The following is a 16,890-nucleotide window of genomic DNA, read 5'->3' on the forward strand; positions in this document are numbered from 1 at the left end:
ATGATAATTTGCTGTGGCAATCTGTTTATTTAATAAGATTACTTTGTCATTCTTCCTCGTAATGACACTACAATCTTACAGGTATATTTTGTTCTTTTAATGCTTGTTTTAATTCTAAAATTGGTATTTCACCAAAATGAAAAACACTAGCAGCCAAAGCAGCATCAGATTTCCCATCAATAAAAGTATCTGCAAAATGCTGAATTGTTCCTGCTCCACCAGAAGCAATAATCGGAATATTTACCAATTCTGATAACTGTGCCAGAGCTTCATTTGCAAAACCAGCTTTTGTACCATCATGATTCATAGAAGTAAATAAAATTTCTCCTGCTCCTCTTTCTTCCACTTCTTTTGCCCAATCAAATAATTTAATATCTGTTGGTATTGTACCTCCTGCCAAATGCACAAACCATTCTCCATCAATCTGTTTTGCATCAATTGCAACAACCACACATTGGCTTCCGAATTTATCTGCCAATTCACTTGCCAATTCTGGCCTTTTTACTGCGGATGAATTTATAGAAACCTTATCTGCACCACATTTTAATAAGGCATCTACATGCTCTACAGAAGATATTCCACCACCAACTGTAAACGGAATATTTACTTGTTCTGCCACTTTTAAAACCATATCTAAAGTAGTTCCTCTATTTTCTAAAGTAGCTGCAATGTCTAAAAAAACCAATTCGTCTGCACCTAAATCTGCATATTGTTTTGCTAAAACCACAGGATCTCCAGCATCAATTAAATTCACGAAATTTACCCCTTTTACAGTTCTTCCGTTTTTGATATCTAAACAAGGTACTATTCTTTTTGTTAGCATTATTCTAAAAATTGATTTGTAAAAATGGTTGCTGTATTGATTGTACTCTCTTCTAAATTTTTATCCTTTATCCAATCTATAAATTTAGAGATTACATTTTCATCTAACCTTCCCCAATTTAAAGTGTTTCCAAAATATGGGCTACTTATGGCTAAAGCTTTATCTAAATTGATTTTTTGATCAGAAGTTGAAATGAATTTCGATAAAATTTTTGATGATTCTTCTGGATTATCTTTACAGTATAAAAAACCTTTTTTGGTTGCTTTTAAGAAATCTTTTACGGCTTGTTTGTTTTTTATAGATTTTGATAAACTTGATGCGATTACTGGAGAATACGAATAAGGAATATCAAATTCTTTCATTTTAAAATAAGCCAGTTCTTCTTTATAATTTTCAGCTTCAACACCTTCCCAATTTAGAAAAATCCAAGTTGCATCTGAACCTCCATTTAGTAGAGTATTCCATATGCCCAATTTACCTGGATAAGTAATTTTTAAATTTCCAAATCCACCATCATTTTTAATCATTTCTTTTACAATACCGTCTTCGTATTTTGCTTTGTAAGAGCTATAAATTTTGCCATCTAAATTTTTTGGCGAAGTGATTTCTGATTTTTTTTTAACAACAATTGCACTTAAATCTTCTTTTAATACTGCTGCAATTGCTACCAAATCAAATGATTTTTTTTTAGTTTGATAACTGATAACACTTTCTGTAGGACACAATGCAAAATCAGCTTGTTCTAATTCAACTTTCTTTGCTGGTGTAATCTGGTAATTATCAACAGAAGGATCAACTATATTTAAATCAATACCTAAACTTTTATAAAACCCCTTTTCTTTGGCTACAAAAAAACCAATATGGTTAATATTTGGTGTCCAATCTAATGCTAAAGTTAGTTTTTTCATTGTTTATTAATTATAAAATTCTCTAATTGTTTTAAGCTGATTTTATTCTCATAAATCGCTTTACCAATAATTACGCCTTCGCAACCATTTTCCGCTAGTTTTGGCAATTCATCGAATTTAGAAATTCCTCCAGACGCAATAAGTTTTAGAGATTTCTCAACTCCGTTCGAAATGACAGTTTTACTTAAAATATCATTATAAACATCAAAACTTGGGCCTTGCAACATACCATCTTTAGAAATATCTGTACAAATTACATACTGAATTCCTTTTTGTTGATAATCAGAAATAAAAGGAATCAACTCTAAAGCACTTTCTTCTTGCCAACCATTTGTAGCAATTTTTCCTCCTGTTGCATCAGGATAAAAATCGGCTCCCAAAATTATTTTCTCTGAACCATATTTAGCAATCCAACTTTCAAATATTTGTGGATTTTTAACAGCAATACTGCCTCCAGTAATTTGATTTGCGCCTGAATTAAAAGCAATTTCTAAATCTTTATCAGACTTTAATCCACCTCCAAAATCAATTTTTAAATTGGTTTTGGTAGCAATTTGCTCTAACACTTTATAATTGATGATTTGGCTTGCTTTAGCGCCATCTAAATCTACAACGTGTAAATATTCGATTCCTGCTGCTTCAAATGCTGTAGCAACTTCTAACGGATTTTCGTTATATATTTTTTTGGTATTGTAATCGCCTTTTGTTAAACGAACACATTTTCCTTCTATGATATCTATGGCTGGAATTATACGCATTGATTTACTTGTTAATCAACCCTGAACTTGTTTCAGGGCCTTTTTTATATTTCTATTTTTAATAATTTAGGATTGGATAGCTTAACTAAGTTCCATTTCCATTCTTTGTGCCAATTTTTTAACTGTTTTTCTCTATTTCTCGCTAATTTTGATGTTTCAAATTCTTCAAAATAAATTAAATCAATAACATTATATTTTTTTGTAAATAATGCTCCATTTCCTGTTTTATGCTGCCAGATTCTTTTTTTTAGATTTTCTGAATAACCAACATATAAAACTGACCTATTTTTATTTGATAATATGTAACAATAATATTTTTTCATTTTAAAAGTTTCTGAAACAAGTTCAGAATGGAATTATAGGTTCAGAAAATTCTCAAGAATTTTTGAACCTATAATTCCAGACTTCTCTGGATGAAATTGCACTCCATAAAAATTATCTTTTTTTAATGCTGATGCATATTCGATTTCATAATCTGTAGTTGCAATTGATTCTGCGCATTCTTCTGCGTAAAAACTATGCACCAAATACATAAATTCTTTTTCTTTAATGCCAGCAAATAATTCAGACTCTAGGTTGTAAATTACATTCCATCCCATTTGAGGCACTTTTACATCATTAGAAAAACGTTTTACTTCAACATCAAAAATTCCTAAGCCTTTAGTATTTCCTTCTTCAGAAAAATTACACATCAATTGCATGCCCAAACAAATACCTAAAACTGGTTGTGTTAAAGTAGGTATTACTTTATCTAAACCACTTTCTTGTAACATTTTCATAGCAGAACTTGCTTCTCCAACTCCTGGAAAAATTACTTTATCAGCAGCTTTAATTTCATCAATATTATTCGATAAAACAGCATCAATCCCCAGACGTTTAAAGGCAAATTGAATGCTTTTTATGTTACCTGCTCCATAATTTATAATCACTAATTTCATTTTTCTATTGGTTTTTGGTTGATAGTTTTTGGTTGATGGTTCAAAAAAAAACTAACGACTAAAAATTATCATCTATCAACTAAAGAAGTCCTTTTGTAGATGGTAAAAACATCTTATTAGCATCTCTTTTTACTGCCATTTTCATAGCTTTTGCAAATGCTTTAAAAATTCCTTCTATTTTGTGATGTTCGTTTACTCCTTCTGCTTTTATGTTTAAATTACATTTTGCACCATCTGTAAACGATTTAAATAAGTGTAAAAACATTTCTGTGGGCATGTCTCCAATCATTTCTCGTTTAAAATCTGCATCCCAAACTAGCCAAGGTCTACCACCAAAATCAACTGCTGCTTGCGCTAAACAATCGTCCATAGGCAAACAAAAACCATAACGTTCTATGCCTAATTTATTACCTAATGCTTTGTGAAATAATTCACCTAAAGCAATCATAGTATCTTCTATGGTATGGTGTTCATCAACCTCTAAATCACCATCAACTTTTACAGTTAAATCCATAGCTCCATGTCTACCAATTTGATCTAACATGTGATCGAAAAACTTAACACCTGTATCAATATCATTTTTCCCAGAACCATCTAAATTTAGTTTGATGTAAATTTTAGTTTCATTGGTATTTCTGGTAATTTCAGAAACTCTATCTTCTAGTTTTAGAAACTCGTAAATGGCTTTCCAATCTGTAGACGTTAAAGCAATACAATTTAAAATTTCTTGTTTAGAAGTTTCAATTTCATCTGCACCTAACTCCGGATTTTCTGATAAAAATATCCCTTTTGCTCCAAGATTTTTAGCTAATTCCATGTCTGTAATTCGATCACCCAAAACAAATGAATTTTCTAAATCATAATCTTCAGAAAAATATTTGGTTAATAAGCCTGTTCTTGGTTTACGGGTTTCAGCATTTTCATGCGGAAAAGTTTTATCGATACAAACTTCAGAAAAAACAACGCCTTCTTTTTCGAATGCAGCAATGATTTTATTCTGAGCTGGCCAAAAAGTATCTTCAGGAAAAGAAGCTGTACCCAAACCATCTTGGTTGGTAACCATTACCAATTCGTAATCTAATTCTGAGGCAATTTTTGCCATGTATTGAAATACTTTAGGATAGTACTCTAACTTTTCTAAACTATCTAATTGATAATCTACAGGTGGTTCTAAAACTAGAGTTCCATCTCTATCTATAAATAATACTTTTTTCATTATTGTAATGATTTTAAAGCTCTAATTAATCTTTGATTTTCTTCGCAAACTCCAACACTAATTCTTAAGCAATTTTTACATAATGGTTGTGTTGTTCTGTTACGAATTACTACTCCATATTCTATCAACTGTTGGTAACGTTTGTTGGCATCATCAACCTTTAATAATAAAAAATTACCATCAGAAGGATATACTTTTTCTATAAAACTTACGCAACATTCTAACTCTTGCTTTAAGCGTTTTCTTTCGCTGATTAACTGTGCAATTTCGTTATTTATTTCATCAATCTTTTGCAATCTACTTATTGCTCTTTGTTGCGTTAATTCGTTAACATTGTAAGGAGGTTTTATATTATTTAATATTTGAATGATTTCTTTTGATGCGTAACAAACCCCCAAACGAATACCTGCTAAACCATAAGCCTTTGATAAGGTTTGCGTAATAATTAAATTCGGAAATTTATTCAATTTTTTTAGCCAACTTTTTTGCTGAGAAAAATCGATATATGCCTCATCAATAACTACTAAACCTTTAAAACGAATTAATAATTCGTGAACACTTTTTTCGTTAAAAGTATTTCCTGTAGGATTGTTAGGCGAACATAAAAACAGAATTTTAGTTCTTACATCACATTCACTAAGAATAGCTTTTACATTAGGTTCAAAATTATCTTTTAATAATATTTGTTTGTTTTCTATAGCATTTACATTCGCTAAAACGCCATACATTCCATAAGTTGGTGGCAATGTAATTACATTATCTACATGGGGTTCACAAAAGGCTCTAAATAATAAATCTAAAACTTCATCACTTCCATTACCCAATAAAATATGTTGAGTGTCAATCCCTTTTATTTCTGCTAATATTTTTTTTACGTTAATTTGTTGTGGATCTGGATAACGATTTACGCCATTTTCGAAAGGGTTTTCATTGGCATCTAAAAAAATCATATCCTTATTACTGATGTCTTTATATTCATCTCTTGCAGATGAATATGGTTTTAAAGATTTGATATTTTCTCTAACGAGATTTTGTATGTTAAAATTTGCTTTCATATATTTAAAAGACTGTAAAGTTTGCCTTTGTGTTACATCTTATTTTAAATCTTTTAAACGCAATGTAACTGCATTTTTATGTGCATTTAAACCTTCTGCTTCTGCCATTAATTCTATGGCATTTCCAATATTTTTTATCCCCTCTTTAGATATTTTTTGAAAAGTAATACTTTTTGTAAAACTATCTAAATTTACACCTGAATAGGCTTTAGAAAATCCATTTGTTGGTAAAGTATGATTTGTACCAGACGCATAATCTCCTGCACTTTCTGGTGTATAATTGCCAATAAAAACAGAGCCTGCATTTGCAATATGATCTACATAAAAATCATTATTATTGGTACAAACAATAAAATGTTCTGGTCCATATTCGTTGATTAATTCTAAAGCAACTTCATCATTCTCAACTAAAATAGATTTAGAGTTGGCAATGGCTTTTTGGGCAATTTCTACTCTTGGTAATACTGCTAATTGTTTTTCTATTTCTTTTTCAACTTCATTAATCAATTCTTTTGATGTGGAAACTAAAATAACCTGACTATCTACTCCATGTTCTGCCTGACTTAATAAATCTGATGCCACAAAACTTGCATTTGCAGCATTGTCTGCAACTACTAACAATTCACTTGGTCCTGCAGGCATATCTATTGCCACCCCAAATTTAGTTGCTAATTGTTTGGCAACCGTTACAAATTGATTTCCAGGTCCGAAAATTTTATACACTTGTGGTATAGTTTCTGTTCCGAATGTAAAACCGGCAATGGCTTGAATTCCACCAACTTTTACAATTTTAGTTACACCACATAAATTAGCTGTGTATAAAATAGCTGGATTAATTTTACCTGCTGCATTTGGTGGAGAACACAAAACAATTTCGCTACAGCCTGCAATTTGAGCAGGAACAGCCAACATTAAAACTGTAGAAAATAAAGGTGCTGTACCTCCAGGAATGTACAAACCTACTTTTTGAATTGGTCTTTTTTCTTGCCAACATTCTACTCCGTTTGCAGTTTCTACAAAAACTTTTTCTGTTTTTTGAGCTTTATGAAAATTAGTAATATTTTCTTTTGCTAATTGTATAGCTGCTTTTAAATCTTCTGAAACTAAATTTATAGCTTCTGCAATTTCTACTTCTGAAACAATATTGTTTTCTAAAGAAATACCATCGAACTTGGCTGTATATTTTTGTACAGCTTGATCTCCATTTTTCTGAATATCAGCAAAAACTTCATTTACTATACCTTCTATATCATCAACTGTTTTTGTTGGTCTTTCTAAAATTTGAGACCAAGTTTCTTTAGATGGATTATTGATAATTTTCATAATGATTAAATTCTATAAACTTGCGTGAGCGTTAGGGATTGAATGGCTTGTTTGAGCTCTTTTTTGTTTTTCTCAAAAAAAGCGAGTAATGAAAGCCCGTTAAAACGCCCAAAAAATTATTTATCTTGTTCATTTATACCTACAAGGTTGCTAAAACCTTGCAGGAAAATTAAAGCACCATTTTTTCGATTGGACATACTAAAATACCTTCTGCTCCATTGGCTTTTAATTCGTCTATGATTTCCCAAAATTCGTTTTTAGAAATTACAGTGTGCACTGAGCTCCAACCTTTTTCTGCCAAAGGCAAAACAGTAGGACTTCTCATACCTGGTAACAATTTTAAGATACTTTCTAATTTATCATTTGGTGCATTTAGCAATATATATTTGGAATTTCTGCCTTTTAAAACTGACTGAATTCTAAATTGTATTTTCTGTAAAATTGCTTTTCTTTCTTCGTTAATTTGAGGTGAAACCGCTAAAACTGCTTCCGATTTTAATAAAACTTCAATCTCTTTTAAACCGTTTTTAAATAGTGTACTTCCACTAGAAACGATATCGCAAATACCATCTGCTAAACCAATATTGGGTGCAATTTCTACTGAACCATTAATTTTATGTAACTGAGCATCAATATTTTGTTCTTTTAAAAACTTTTTTACAGTTTCTGGGTAAGAAGTTGCAATTCGTTTGCCTGCCAAATCTTTTAATGAACTAGCATTTGATTCTTTTGGCACAGCAATAGAAACTTTACATTTCGAAAAACCCAAACGTTCTACAAACTGAATATCGTTTCCTTTTTCAATTAAAACATTCTCGCCAATTATGGCTGCATCTACTACTCCGTCTTTTAAATACTGAGGAATATCGCCATTTCTAAGATAAAAAACTTCTACAGGAAAATCTCTTGCAGCTGCTTTTAATTGGTCTTTTCCATTATCGATAGAAATACCAATGTCTTTTAAGATTCGCATTGAATCTTCGTTTAATCTTCCTGATTTTTGTACTGCAATTCTTAAGTTACTCATTTTTTTTAGTTTGGTTTGAGCAAATTGGTTTTAAAATTAAAAAACCTGTTTGATTTGCTCAAACAGGTTTATAAATATCTTGATTTTATTCAATACATTTTTAAATCGCTTGAGAGCAATTGTAAAAATGATGGTGATGTGTTTGAATAAAGTTCATTACTTTTTTTATTTGTACAAATATCTTAATATTATGCAATAACTTCCAAATGATAATCGATATATTTTTGACGGTTTATAATATTTATCAAGATTTGGTTTTTTGTTGAATTTTATTTCTTAAAAAGATGTTTTTTTGTTTGTTGATACATTAATTAAGATAAGAGAAATCTTTAACTTTGAACAGGGGTAGTTCAAACTGCCCTGCTTAAAACCGAAGTTTAAAAACTAACACACGAATGAAAATTAAATTAAAAAAATGATTATTCCTTATCAAAGCTATTTATATATTTTAATCTTTCTTTCTAAATTATCTGTAATTGAAAATAAAACTGATTTAGTGAGAAATAATTTACATGTAATTTCATATCAATGTAAAGAAGATACTATTGAATTCTCTTTTGATCTCATTGGAGACAAATCAAACGATATACATGGCAAATGGCCAAAAGTTGATTATTACCAAATTTGGGTTGATTTTAACAATAATCAAAAAGTAGATTCTTTGATAGATAGGTTCTTTTCTCCATTTTCAAAAAAGAATACTTATGAAGTCTGTAAATCTATAATGTTTTCAAATAATAGTTCCTCAACATGTTACTTTAACTCGGGAGCAACCTGTGAAAAAAGCTTTGGTATTTCAGAAAATTCAAAAGAAAATCATGTTATGTTTAAAATGACAATACCCAAAAAAGAGCTTTCTAATTCAGGTATATATAATGTTTATTTTGAGATAATTGATGGAAATGGAATAAGATGTAGTTATCCAATAAATAATCAGATATTTAAAAAGACATTTGAAATAACTTGCAAACCCAACAGTTTAAGTTTGTAGCATAAACTACAAATCAACAATATTTTAACTAACTGACATAAAAATTATAAATATATTTATGACCAATTACCTTAGCAAATCTATACCAAAATAAAAACAGCAATAGCTAAAAAAACCACAATTTGCATCCATTTTAAATACAATGCGATTTTTTGATTTTCTTTTATTGTATTAGAAATTGCACCTGCTAAAATGGCAATTGTAGAGAAAATGATGAAAGAAACCATCATAAAAACACCTCCCAATACATAAAATTGTATAACTATTGAAAGATGATCAGAAAATAAGAACCCAGGAAAAAAAGCCAAAAAGAAAATAGATACTTTAGGGTTTAACACATTCATAATAAACCCTTGTTTAAATAATTGTGTGGTTGTTTTTTCTGCAACATTTTTATGGGATAAAACAATGTTTGCATCTGATTTGTATACTTTATAAGTCAAAAACAACAAATAAATGGCTCCAAATAATTTGATGGCAAAAAATAAATTTTCTGATTGTTTTATCATCGCTGAAACACCAAAAGCCAATAAAGTGGTATGTACCAAACAGCCTGAAATTAAACCAAAAACAGTTGCTAAACCAAACTTTCTTCCATTTACAATACTTTGCGTCAACACAAAAATATTATCTGGCCCTGGAGACAATGCCAACACAGCAGTAGCAAGTGCAAAAGACAAAAGTATTTCTAACATGAATTGGTGTTTTATTTACGCTGTTAAACATCACCAATTAATTGGATTTTTGTCAATTGACTTTAAATACAAATTTGTTTTAGAAAAATGCTGGTTACCAAACCAATACCCTCTATTTGCACTTAAAGGTGATGGATGACCAGATTCTAAAACATGATGTTTTTTGGTGTCTATTAACTTTTTTTTCTTTTTCGCAAATCCTCCCCAAAGTAAAAAAACAATATTTTCTTTTTGATTTGAAATTTGCTGAATTACTTGATCTGTAAAAGTTTCCCAACCTTTATTTTGATGACTAGCAGCCTCATGTGCTCTTACTGTTAACGTAGCATTTAATAATAAAACGCCTTGTTTTGCCCATTTTTCTAAATTTCCACTTTTTGGATATTCTATGTTTAAATCGTTAGAGATTTCTTTAAAAATATTAATTAATGATGGTGGATGAGAAATATTATCTTTTACAGAAAAACACAATCCATTGGCTTGATTTGGTCCGTGATAAGGATCTTGACCAATAATTACTACTTTTAAATCATTAAAAGCACAAAAATCGAAAGCCGCAAAAATGGCATTTCCTTTAGGGTAACAAATATGCGTTTCGTACTCTTTTTTTACAAAATTTACTAGTTCTAAAAAGTAGGGTTTTTCAAATTCTGGCTGTAAAATATTTTTCCAAGAATCAGCTATTTTTACTTGCATTGTTTATTATTTTTGTGACGAATTAAAGACCTCGAGAGATTTAAAAGCCGAAGAGGATTTATAAGTTCGTAAAGATACAAAATTGAATATTTCAGAAAAAACACTTCAAGATTTAGAGTTTTCGACAGTTTTACAACACATTTCAACGTTTTGTATTTCTGGTTTAGGAAAAGAACGCATATTTGAAACAAAACCAATTGGTAGTAGAAAACAGCTTTTTAAAGAGTTGCATCTTGTAGATGAGTATTTGGCTTCTTTTGAGAGCGAAAATAGAATTCCGAATCATGGTTTTGATAATATCACAGAAAGTGTAAAACGATTGGCCATAGAAAATAGTTTTATTGAAACTGAAGCATTTTTAAAAATAGCCACCACCTCATTAACTGTAAATGAATTAATTAAGTTTTTCAAGAAGTTTCAAATTCAGTTTCCTACCTTTTTTACACTTTCACAACAAATAGAATTTACCACTTATATAAATGATGAAATTAAGAAAATTATAGATATATCTGGTGAAGTTAAAAACAGTGCATCACCTACATTAAAGCAAATAAGAAGAGATATTAACAATATTCGTGGTAAAATAGGCTCCAGTTTTTCATCAGCTTTATCAAAAGCTAGTGCAGCAGGATATTTAGATGATATTAAAGAAACTGTTATAGACAATCAGCGTGTTTTAGCTGTTTCTGCCATGTATAGAAGAAAAGTTGCTGGTAGTTTATTAGGATCATCAAAATCTGGTAGTATTGTATATATTGCTCCGCAAGCCACATTGGCATACAGTAGAGAATATCAAAATTTAGTGTACGAAGAAAAACAAGAAGTTGTAAAAATTTTACGAGCTTTAGGAGACACAATTAGACCTTTGGTTTCTTTATTAAGAGAGTATATCGAATTTCTAATTCATATTGATGCTGTTGGCGCCAAAGCAAAATATGCTTTAGAAATGAATGCAGTTTTGCCAAAAATAACCAAAAAGAAAAAAATATTTTTTAAAAATGCTTACCATCCTGTTTTATGGAAAAAAAATAAAATACAAAACATTACTACTGTTTCTCAAACCATTACTTTACATGATAAACAACAAATAATTGTTATTTCTGGGCCAAATGCGGGAGGTAAAAGTATTACCTTAAAAACCATTGGTTTACTGCAAATTATGGTACAAAGTGGTATTTTAATTCCTGTTGATGAACGCAGTGAAACTTATATTTTTGATACTGTTTTAACGGATATTGGAGATAATCAATCTATTGAAAATCAACTAAGTACTTATAGTTATCGTTTGAAAAATATGCGTTACTTTTTACGAAAATGTAATGAAAACACCTTGTTTTTAATTGATGAATTTGGTACAGGATCTGACCCAGAACTAGGAGGAGCATTAGCTGAAATTTTTTTAGAAGAATTTTATAACAAAAAAGCATTTGGTATTATAACCACCCACTACTCTAACCTAAAAGTGCTAGCTAACGAATTAGAAAATGTTACTAACGCAAATATGCAGTTTGATGAACGTTCTTTAGAGCCTTTGTACAAATTATTTGTAGGGCAAGCAGGTAGCTCTTTTACCTTTGAAGTAGCACAGAAAAACGGAATTCCTTTTAGTTTAATTAACAAAGCTAAAAAGCGCGTGGAGACTGAAAAAGTTCGTTTGGATAAAACGATTTCTAAATTACAAAAAGAAAGAAATAGACTGCAAAAAAATTCTGATAGCTTAGAAAAACAAAAAACAAAAGGCCAAGAGCATTTAGAGAGTTTGCAAGAAAAAGAACAACGCATACAAGAGAAATTAGCGGGTTTTCAAGAATTGTATGATCAGAATCAAAAAATGTTGTCTTTAGGGAGAAAATTAAATGAGCTTTTAAACAAATACTTTCAGACCAACAATAAAAAGGAGTTAAATATAAGTTTTAACAAATGGGTGGCTGATGAAAAAGTAAAGCATGTCAAAAAAAATCCTGTACAGCCAAAAACCAAATCGCAAAAGCAAAAAGCAAAAATTGTGAAAAAGCAAATGCAGGAAACCATAAAAAAAGTAGAAAAAGAGGTTTTAGAAAAAGTAGTTGAAGTACGAAAAGTAAAGAAAATAGAAGAGGCTAAAATTGCCAAAGCAAAATCTGAATATATTTTTAAAGTGAACGATAAGGTAAGAATTATCGACTCAAATTCTGTTGGTACTATTGATAAAATAGACCGAAAAAATGTAACAATTAATTATGGTGTTTTTACCACTAAAACAACACTAGCCAAACTAGAGCTTGTAGAGAAAGCTAAATAATTTGGTTTTTTTATCAAAATAAGTTGTACTTTTTTTTAATGTTTATGAAGTAAAAAATTTTTACTTCTATTAATTTTCTTATTTTTAAAGGAAATTAAATCTACCTTGAGCACTAAATTTAAAATTCTAATCGTAGAAGATAATGTAATTATAGCCGATGATTTGCAACAAATCATTGAAGGTTTTGGTTATGATGTGCCTGGAAATGTAATTTCTTATGAAAAAGCAGTTCATTTTTTATCGCATCATAAAGTAGATTTGGTACTGATAGATATTAATTTAGCCACTCATAAAACAGGTATAGATTTAGCAGAATACATAAACCTTAATTTAAAAATTCCGTTTATATTTTTAACCTCTAATATAGATGATCAAACTATTGGGGAAGCTTCAAAAACATTGCCAGCATCCTATTTAGTAAAACCTTTTGATGTAAAAACCATTTATACATCCATTGAAGTAGCTGTAAATAGTTTTAATAAAAAGCAAATGGACAATTCTAATTTGCGAGAATTTTTGTATCTGAAAAAAAATAATCTGTATCATAAGATAAAATATAATGAAATTTACTTTGTAAAATCAGACAATATTTACTTAGAAATATTTACGAAAAACAATCAAAAGTTTTTAGTTAGAAACACTTTAAAAGAGTTCATAAAAAAATTACCTTCTCATTTTTATAAATGCAATAAATCTTATATAATTAATATTGATGAAATTGAAAGTTTTAATTTAAATTATGTATTTATAAATAATGTACAAATACCTGTTTCTAAAGAGTTTAAACCTTATTTAAAGTCGCTTTTAAATTAACGAATCAAAATGACTTTTCAAATTAACAAGTTCCTACAGTTTACACTAACCTTTTTTATTTGCTTTACGTTTTATTCGCAAAATTTAGTTGAGAATGAGTCAAAATTTAAAAAAATCACTTCATTATCAAATCCACAAGAACAATACTCTTTTTATATACGATCTACGATATACTCTAATAATTACGTAGATAATATAGATGAATGGATTGCATATTTTAAAAAAAAGAGTGAAAAGTATAGCAACACAGAAGAATCACTTTATGTAAATTTTATTCTTGTACATTTATATCGAATTTCTAGTCAATTAGAAAAAGCTATTGAATTAGGGATAGAAACATACTACATTAATTCAGAAAAAAAAACACATAAAACTCTATTATGTAATCTTTTACAAGAGTTAGAAACCTGTTATTATTTAAAGAATAATAATCTAGAATTAATTCGCTTAAACAAAGAAAAGTTTAAAACCTGTGGTAAAAACGATGCTATGTTATTCAATATCTACTTTAACATGGGTTTATATGATTTGGCTCTCAAGGACTACAGAGTGCATATAGATTATGGTAAACCAACGTATAAAAGGCATGATTTATATACCCAAGCATTTCATAACAACGATTTTGGAGTGTATTTTATGTATGATAATAAAATTGATTCTGCACTGTATTATTATAATAAAGCAAACTTACTTTTTAAACAACAAAAAGAGAAAGATTCTAGTTATAGAAGTCGAGATGTAAAACTTATGCTAGGTGTTGTTGCTGGTAATATTGGTACTTGCCTTTTAAAACAAGGTAACTATAAAGAAGCAATACCTAGATATCTCTACGAAATTGAAGCATGCAGAGATTATTATAATACTTATGATTGGTTTGATTCAGAAAAAGTATACAACAGAATTGCAAGATGTTATATACATACAAATCAATTTAAAAAGGGAGAGAACTATATTGAAAAACTAAAAAAATTAAAATCTATTTATTACGATTTAAAAGTAGAATATTTTACAAAATTAAGAAATAAAGACTCTACTTTATTGTATTCTAAAAAACTTATTAAAATTTCAGATTCTATTTTTAATCAAAAACTGAAACAGCAAAAAATAGAATCTTTAGGGGTTTTAGAAGTTAATGCCAAATTAAAAAGCCAAGAAAAGCAAATAAGATTGTTAGAAGCACAAGATTATTCTAAATCTATGAAGATTAGATTATCTTTAGTGGTATCTTTTATAACCGTTGTTTTTTTTCTGGTACTACTTTATTTCTATTTTGATATTAAGAAAAAGCAAGTACTTGTAGAATCTCAAAAAAACAAAATAGAAACCGCTTTAAAAAATAATAATACGCTTCTTAAAGAACTTAATCATCGTGTAAAAAATAATTTACAAATGGTAAGTAGTGTAATTTCTTTGCAAGCATCTAAAATAAAGGACGAAAATTCTAAATTACACTTTAAATCTGCAGTTAATAGAGTAAAAGTACTTTCTCAAATTCATAATAGCTTGTACTCTCAAAATCAATTAGATAAAGTAGATCTTTTAAATTATATTACTACTTTAAAAGATTATTTGGTAAAATCTATTATAAATCCAGAGATTAAAGTAGACTTTAGCATTGATATACAACCAAACTTGTTTTTAGATACTGATAAAAAAACAACCATTGGACTTATTATTAATGAATTGATAACCAACTCTTTTAAATATGCATTTACAGAAAGTACATATAAAAACCTTATTACCATAACCATTCGCGAATCAAGCAAGGGGTACTCTTTCTTTTACAAAGATAATGGACAAGGTTTTGACCTTAAAGCTTTAGATAAAAATAAATCAATAGGTATAAACTTAATATTAAGATTGGTAAATCAATTGGGTGAAGAAGCAGAAATCAATCCAAAAAATGGAATGTACATATACTTCAACTTTAAAGCTTAAAACCTTAATATTTTTCAAAACATTAAACATCAATAATTATTTAGGTTACAACAATTTTACAATATTTCACAACATATTTATGTAGTTCAGTAATATCTAATAGTATATTTGCATGTAAAATTATCCCCCAACATTTTTCAAAAACCTTACAAAATTTTAAAATTTTGTAAGGTTTTTTTTGTTTAAACTATTACGAATTCTAATTGACTTTTCACGAATTCTAATATGTCCAAAATTAAAGAAGTGTTCCCTTGTATTTTTATCATGTATTAACATTTAAAAAACAAGAATTATGAACTTAACACTTAAAAAATCGGTTTTAGCATCAGCTCTAATTTTAACAGCAGCTTTTTTTACCAATTGCAACCATAAAGACATTACCACAAACGATGATTTTAAAACTAAAGTTGTAGAAAATATTAAAGAATATGGTATTAAAAAGACTGTAGCTACCCGAAATTCTATCGTTTTTATTACAGGCTTTGATAAAGGTGTAGAAAGATTTTACCACAATGCAAGAACATACTTTAAAGATAACAATTATGAGATTATAGAAGATCAATATTCATTAGAAGAAATTATAAATTGGTTAAATGAAAATAAATCAGAAAAACCCTATGGAGAAATTCACATTGTAAACAACAGCAATGCCTTTCAGGGTTTAACTTTAGAAACTGTTATTAACGGAGAAAAAGTTACTGCAGAAAGCCTTAGAAAACATATTACAAAAGGTACTTTACCTGTTTTACAAGAAAGTGTAAATGCCAATTCTAAAATAATTTTTCATGCTAATGGCTTAAGTAATAATAAAGAATTATTAACTACATTTAAGGATGCTTTATACGCTAACGAATTACCTAATATTATGACATCACCATATTATACAGTTTTTGATGGTGAATTTACACAACATTACTTGGCCAAACCATACTATGTTTTTTATCCAACTGCGCATTCACCAGGAAAAGTAGATTTATCTAAAGAAATTGCTAAAAAATATGATTCTGAAAAAGACATCAATTGGTTAGATGCTTTATATAATTACGAAGAACGTTTTATAGGTGAAGCTTATACCAAACAATTTACAATCCCTTTAAAATTTCAATTAGATTACCATAATTCTGATGAAGAAATTCCAACTTTTGAAAATCAAGATCAAATCATTGATTTTATTGAACAGCAAGAAGCGCTATTTTTAGAAGTGGAGCAGCTTAACATACCAATTGAAAAATTTAGATGGACATATTCAATGCACAATAGCATGTTAACTATAAAAGGTAAAACCACAGTGTTAATAGTGTTAAAACCATTAATTAAACCTTATGGAGATTTAGAATACATAACACCAGATACTAATAACAAGCGATTGTATGCTATAAAATAAATAGGTCAAAAAAGTTTTGTTAGAAAACGTTGTTATACAAAAAT

Annotated in this window: 16 protein-coding genes; 5 read left to right on the plus strand and 11 right to left on the minus strand. The window is 28.9% G+C overall.

Features of this window, described 5'->3' with window-relative positions:
• Positions 1-67: 67 nt before the first annotated feature.
• The 9 genes from hisF to hisG all read right to left on the minus strand — a co-directional run bounded on the left by hisF (position 68) and on the right by hisG (position 8,048).
• Complete coding sequence (gene hisF, locus ACW9UN_RS09085) at positions 68-823, minus strand: imidazole glycerol phosphate synthase subunit HisF (RefSeq protein WP_459485937.1); 756 nt, start codon at positions 821-823, stop codon at positions 68-70.
• The gene (locus tag ACW9UN_RS09090) at positions 823-1,731 is read right to left on the minus strand and encodes an ABC transporter substrate-binding protein (RefSeq protein WP_459485938.1); all 909 of its coding nucleotides are present in this window, start codon (positions 1,729-1,731) and stop codon (positions 823-825) included. The genes hisF and ACW9UN_RS09090 overlap by 1 nt, the downstream gene beginning before the upstream one ends.
• Positions 1,728-2,489: a 1-(5-phosphoribosyl)-5-[(5-phosphoribosylamino)methylideneamino]imidazole-4-carboxamide isomerase gene (gene hisA, locus ACW9UN_RS09095; RefSeq protein ID WP_459485939.1), complete on the minus strand. Its 762-nt coding sequence runs from the start codon at positions 2,487-2,489 to the stop codon at positions 1,728-1,730. The genes ACW9UN_RS09090 and hisA overlap by 4 nt, the downstream gene beginning before the upstream one ends.
• Positions 2,490-2,533: 44 nt before the next feature.
• Entirely contained in the window at positions 2,534-2,812 is a 279-nt protein-coding gene (locus ACW9UN_RS09100; RefSeq protein ID WP_459485940.1) for a GIY-YIG nuclease family protein, read from the minus strand.
• Positions 2,813-2,845: 33 nt separating this feature from the next.
• Entirely contained in the window at positions 2,846-3,427 is a 582-nt protein-coding gene (gene hisH, locus ACW9UN_RS09105; protein WP_459485942.1) for an imidazole glycerol phosphate synthase subunit HisH, read from the minus strand.
• 79 nt (positions 3,428-3,506) lie between these two features.
• Entirely contained in the window at positions 3,507-4,643 is a 1,137-nt protein-coding gene (hisB, locus tag ACW9UN_RS09110) for a bifunctional histidinol-phosphatase/imidazoleglycerol-phosphate dehydratase HisB (protein ID WP_459485943.1), read from the minus strand.
• Positions 4,643-5,698: a histidinol-phosphate transaminase gene (hisC, locus tag ACW9UN_RS09115; RefSeq protein ID WP_459485944.1), complete on the minus strand. Its 1,056-nt coding sequence runs from the start codon at positions 5,696-5,698 to the stop codon at positions 4,643-4,645. The genes hisB and hisC overlap by 1 nt, the downstream gene beginning before the upstream one ends.
• Positions 5,699-5,737: 39 nt before the next feature.
• On the minus strand, positions 5,738-7,021 hold the full coding sequence (gene hisD / locus ACW9UN_RS09120) for a histidinol dehydrogenase (RefSeq protein WP_459485945.1): 1,284 nt from the start codon (positions 7,019-7,021) through the stop codon (positions 5,738-5,740).
• Between the two features lie 169 nt (positions 7,022-7,190).
• Positions 7,191-8,048 carry an ATP phosphoribosyltransferase gene (gene hisG, locus ACW9UN_RS09125; RefSeq protein WP_459485947.1) on the minus strand — a complete coding sequence of 286 codons (858 nt, stop codon included), beginning with the start codon at positions 8,046-8,048 and terminating at the stop codon, positions 7,191-7,193.
• Positions 8,049-8,463: 415 nt separating this feature from the next.
• Here hisG and ACW9UN_RS09130 point away from each other — a divergent pair, with 415 nt between their 5' ends.
• Positions 8,464-9,039, plus strand: a complete 576-nt coding sequence (locus ACW9UN_RS09130; protein ID WP_459485948.1) for a hypothetical protein — start codon at positions 8,464-8,466, stop codon at positions 9,037-9,039.
• Positions 9,040-9,119: 80 nt separating this feature from the next.
• Here the strand turns inward: ACW9UN_RS09130 and ACW9UN_RS09135 are convergent, their stop codons facing one another.
• Together ACW9UN_RS09135 and ACW9UN_RS09140 are read right to left on the minus strand one after the other, a co-directional pair.
• Positions 9,120-9,734: a LysE family translocator gene (locus ACW9UN_RS09135; protein WP_459485949.1), complete on the minus strand. Its 615-nt coding sequence runs from the start codon at positions 9,732-9,734 to the stop codon at positions 9,120-9,122.
• Between the two features lie 30 nt (positions 9,735-9,764).
• Positions 9,765-10,430, minus strand: a complete 666-nt coding sequence (locus tag ACW9UN_RS09140; RefSeq protein ID WP_459485950.1) for a uracil-DNA glycosylase — start codon at positions 10,428-10,430, stop codon at positions 9,765-9,767.
• Positions 10,431-10,512: 82 nt separating this feature from the next.
• Here ACW9UN_RS09140 and ACW9UN_RS09145 point away from each other — a divergent pair, with 82 nt between their 5' ends.
• The 4 genes from ACW9UN_RS09145 to ACW9UN_RS09160 all read left to right on the plus strand — a co-directional run bounded on the left by ACW9UN_RS09145 (position 10,513) and on the right by ACW9UN_RS09160 (position 16,846).
• Positions 10,513-12,711 (plus strand): endonuclease MutS2, encoded by a 2,199-nt coding sequence (locus ACW9UN_RS09145; protein ID WP_459485951.1) that lies wholly within the window; start codon positions 10,513-10,515, stop codon positions 12,709-12,711.
• A 105-nt stretch (positions 12,712-12,816) separates the two neighbouring features.
• Positions 12,817-13,524: a LytTR family transcriptional regulator DNA-binding domain-containing protein gene (locus ACW9UN_RS09150; protein WP_459485953.1), complete on the plus strand. Its 708-nt coding sequence runs from the start codon at positions 12,817-12,819 to the stop codon at positions 13,522-13,524.
• A gap of 9 nt (positions 13,525-13,533) precedes the next feature.
• The gene (locus ACW9UN_RS09155; protein WP_459485954.1) at positions 13,534-15,462 is read left to right on the plus strand and encodes a histidine kinase dimerization/phosphoacceptor domain -containing protein; all 1,929 of its coding nucleotides are present in this window, start codon (positions 13,534-13,536) and stop codon (positions 15,460-15,462) included.
• Positions 15,463-15,754: 292 nt separating this feature from the next.
• Complete coding sequence (locus ACW9UN_RS09160) at positions 15,755-16,846, plus strand: hypothetical protein (protein WP_459485955.1); 1,092 nt, start codon at positions 15,755-15,757, stop codon at positions 16,844-16,846.
• Positions 16,847-16,890: the final 44 nt, after the last annotated feature.

It is taken from the genome of Polaribacter litoreus, assembly GCF_054584775.1.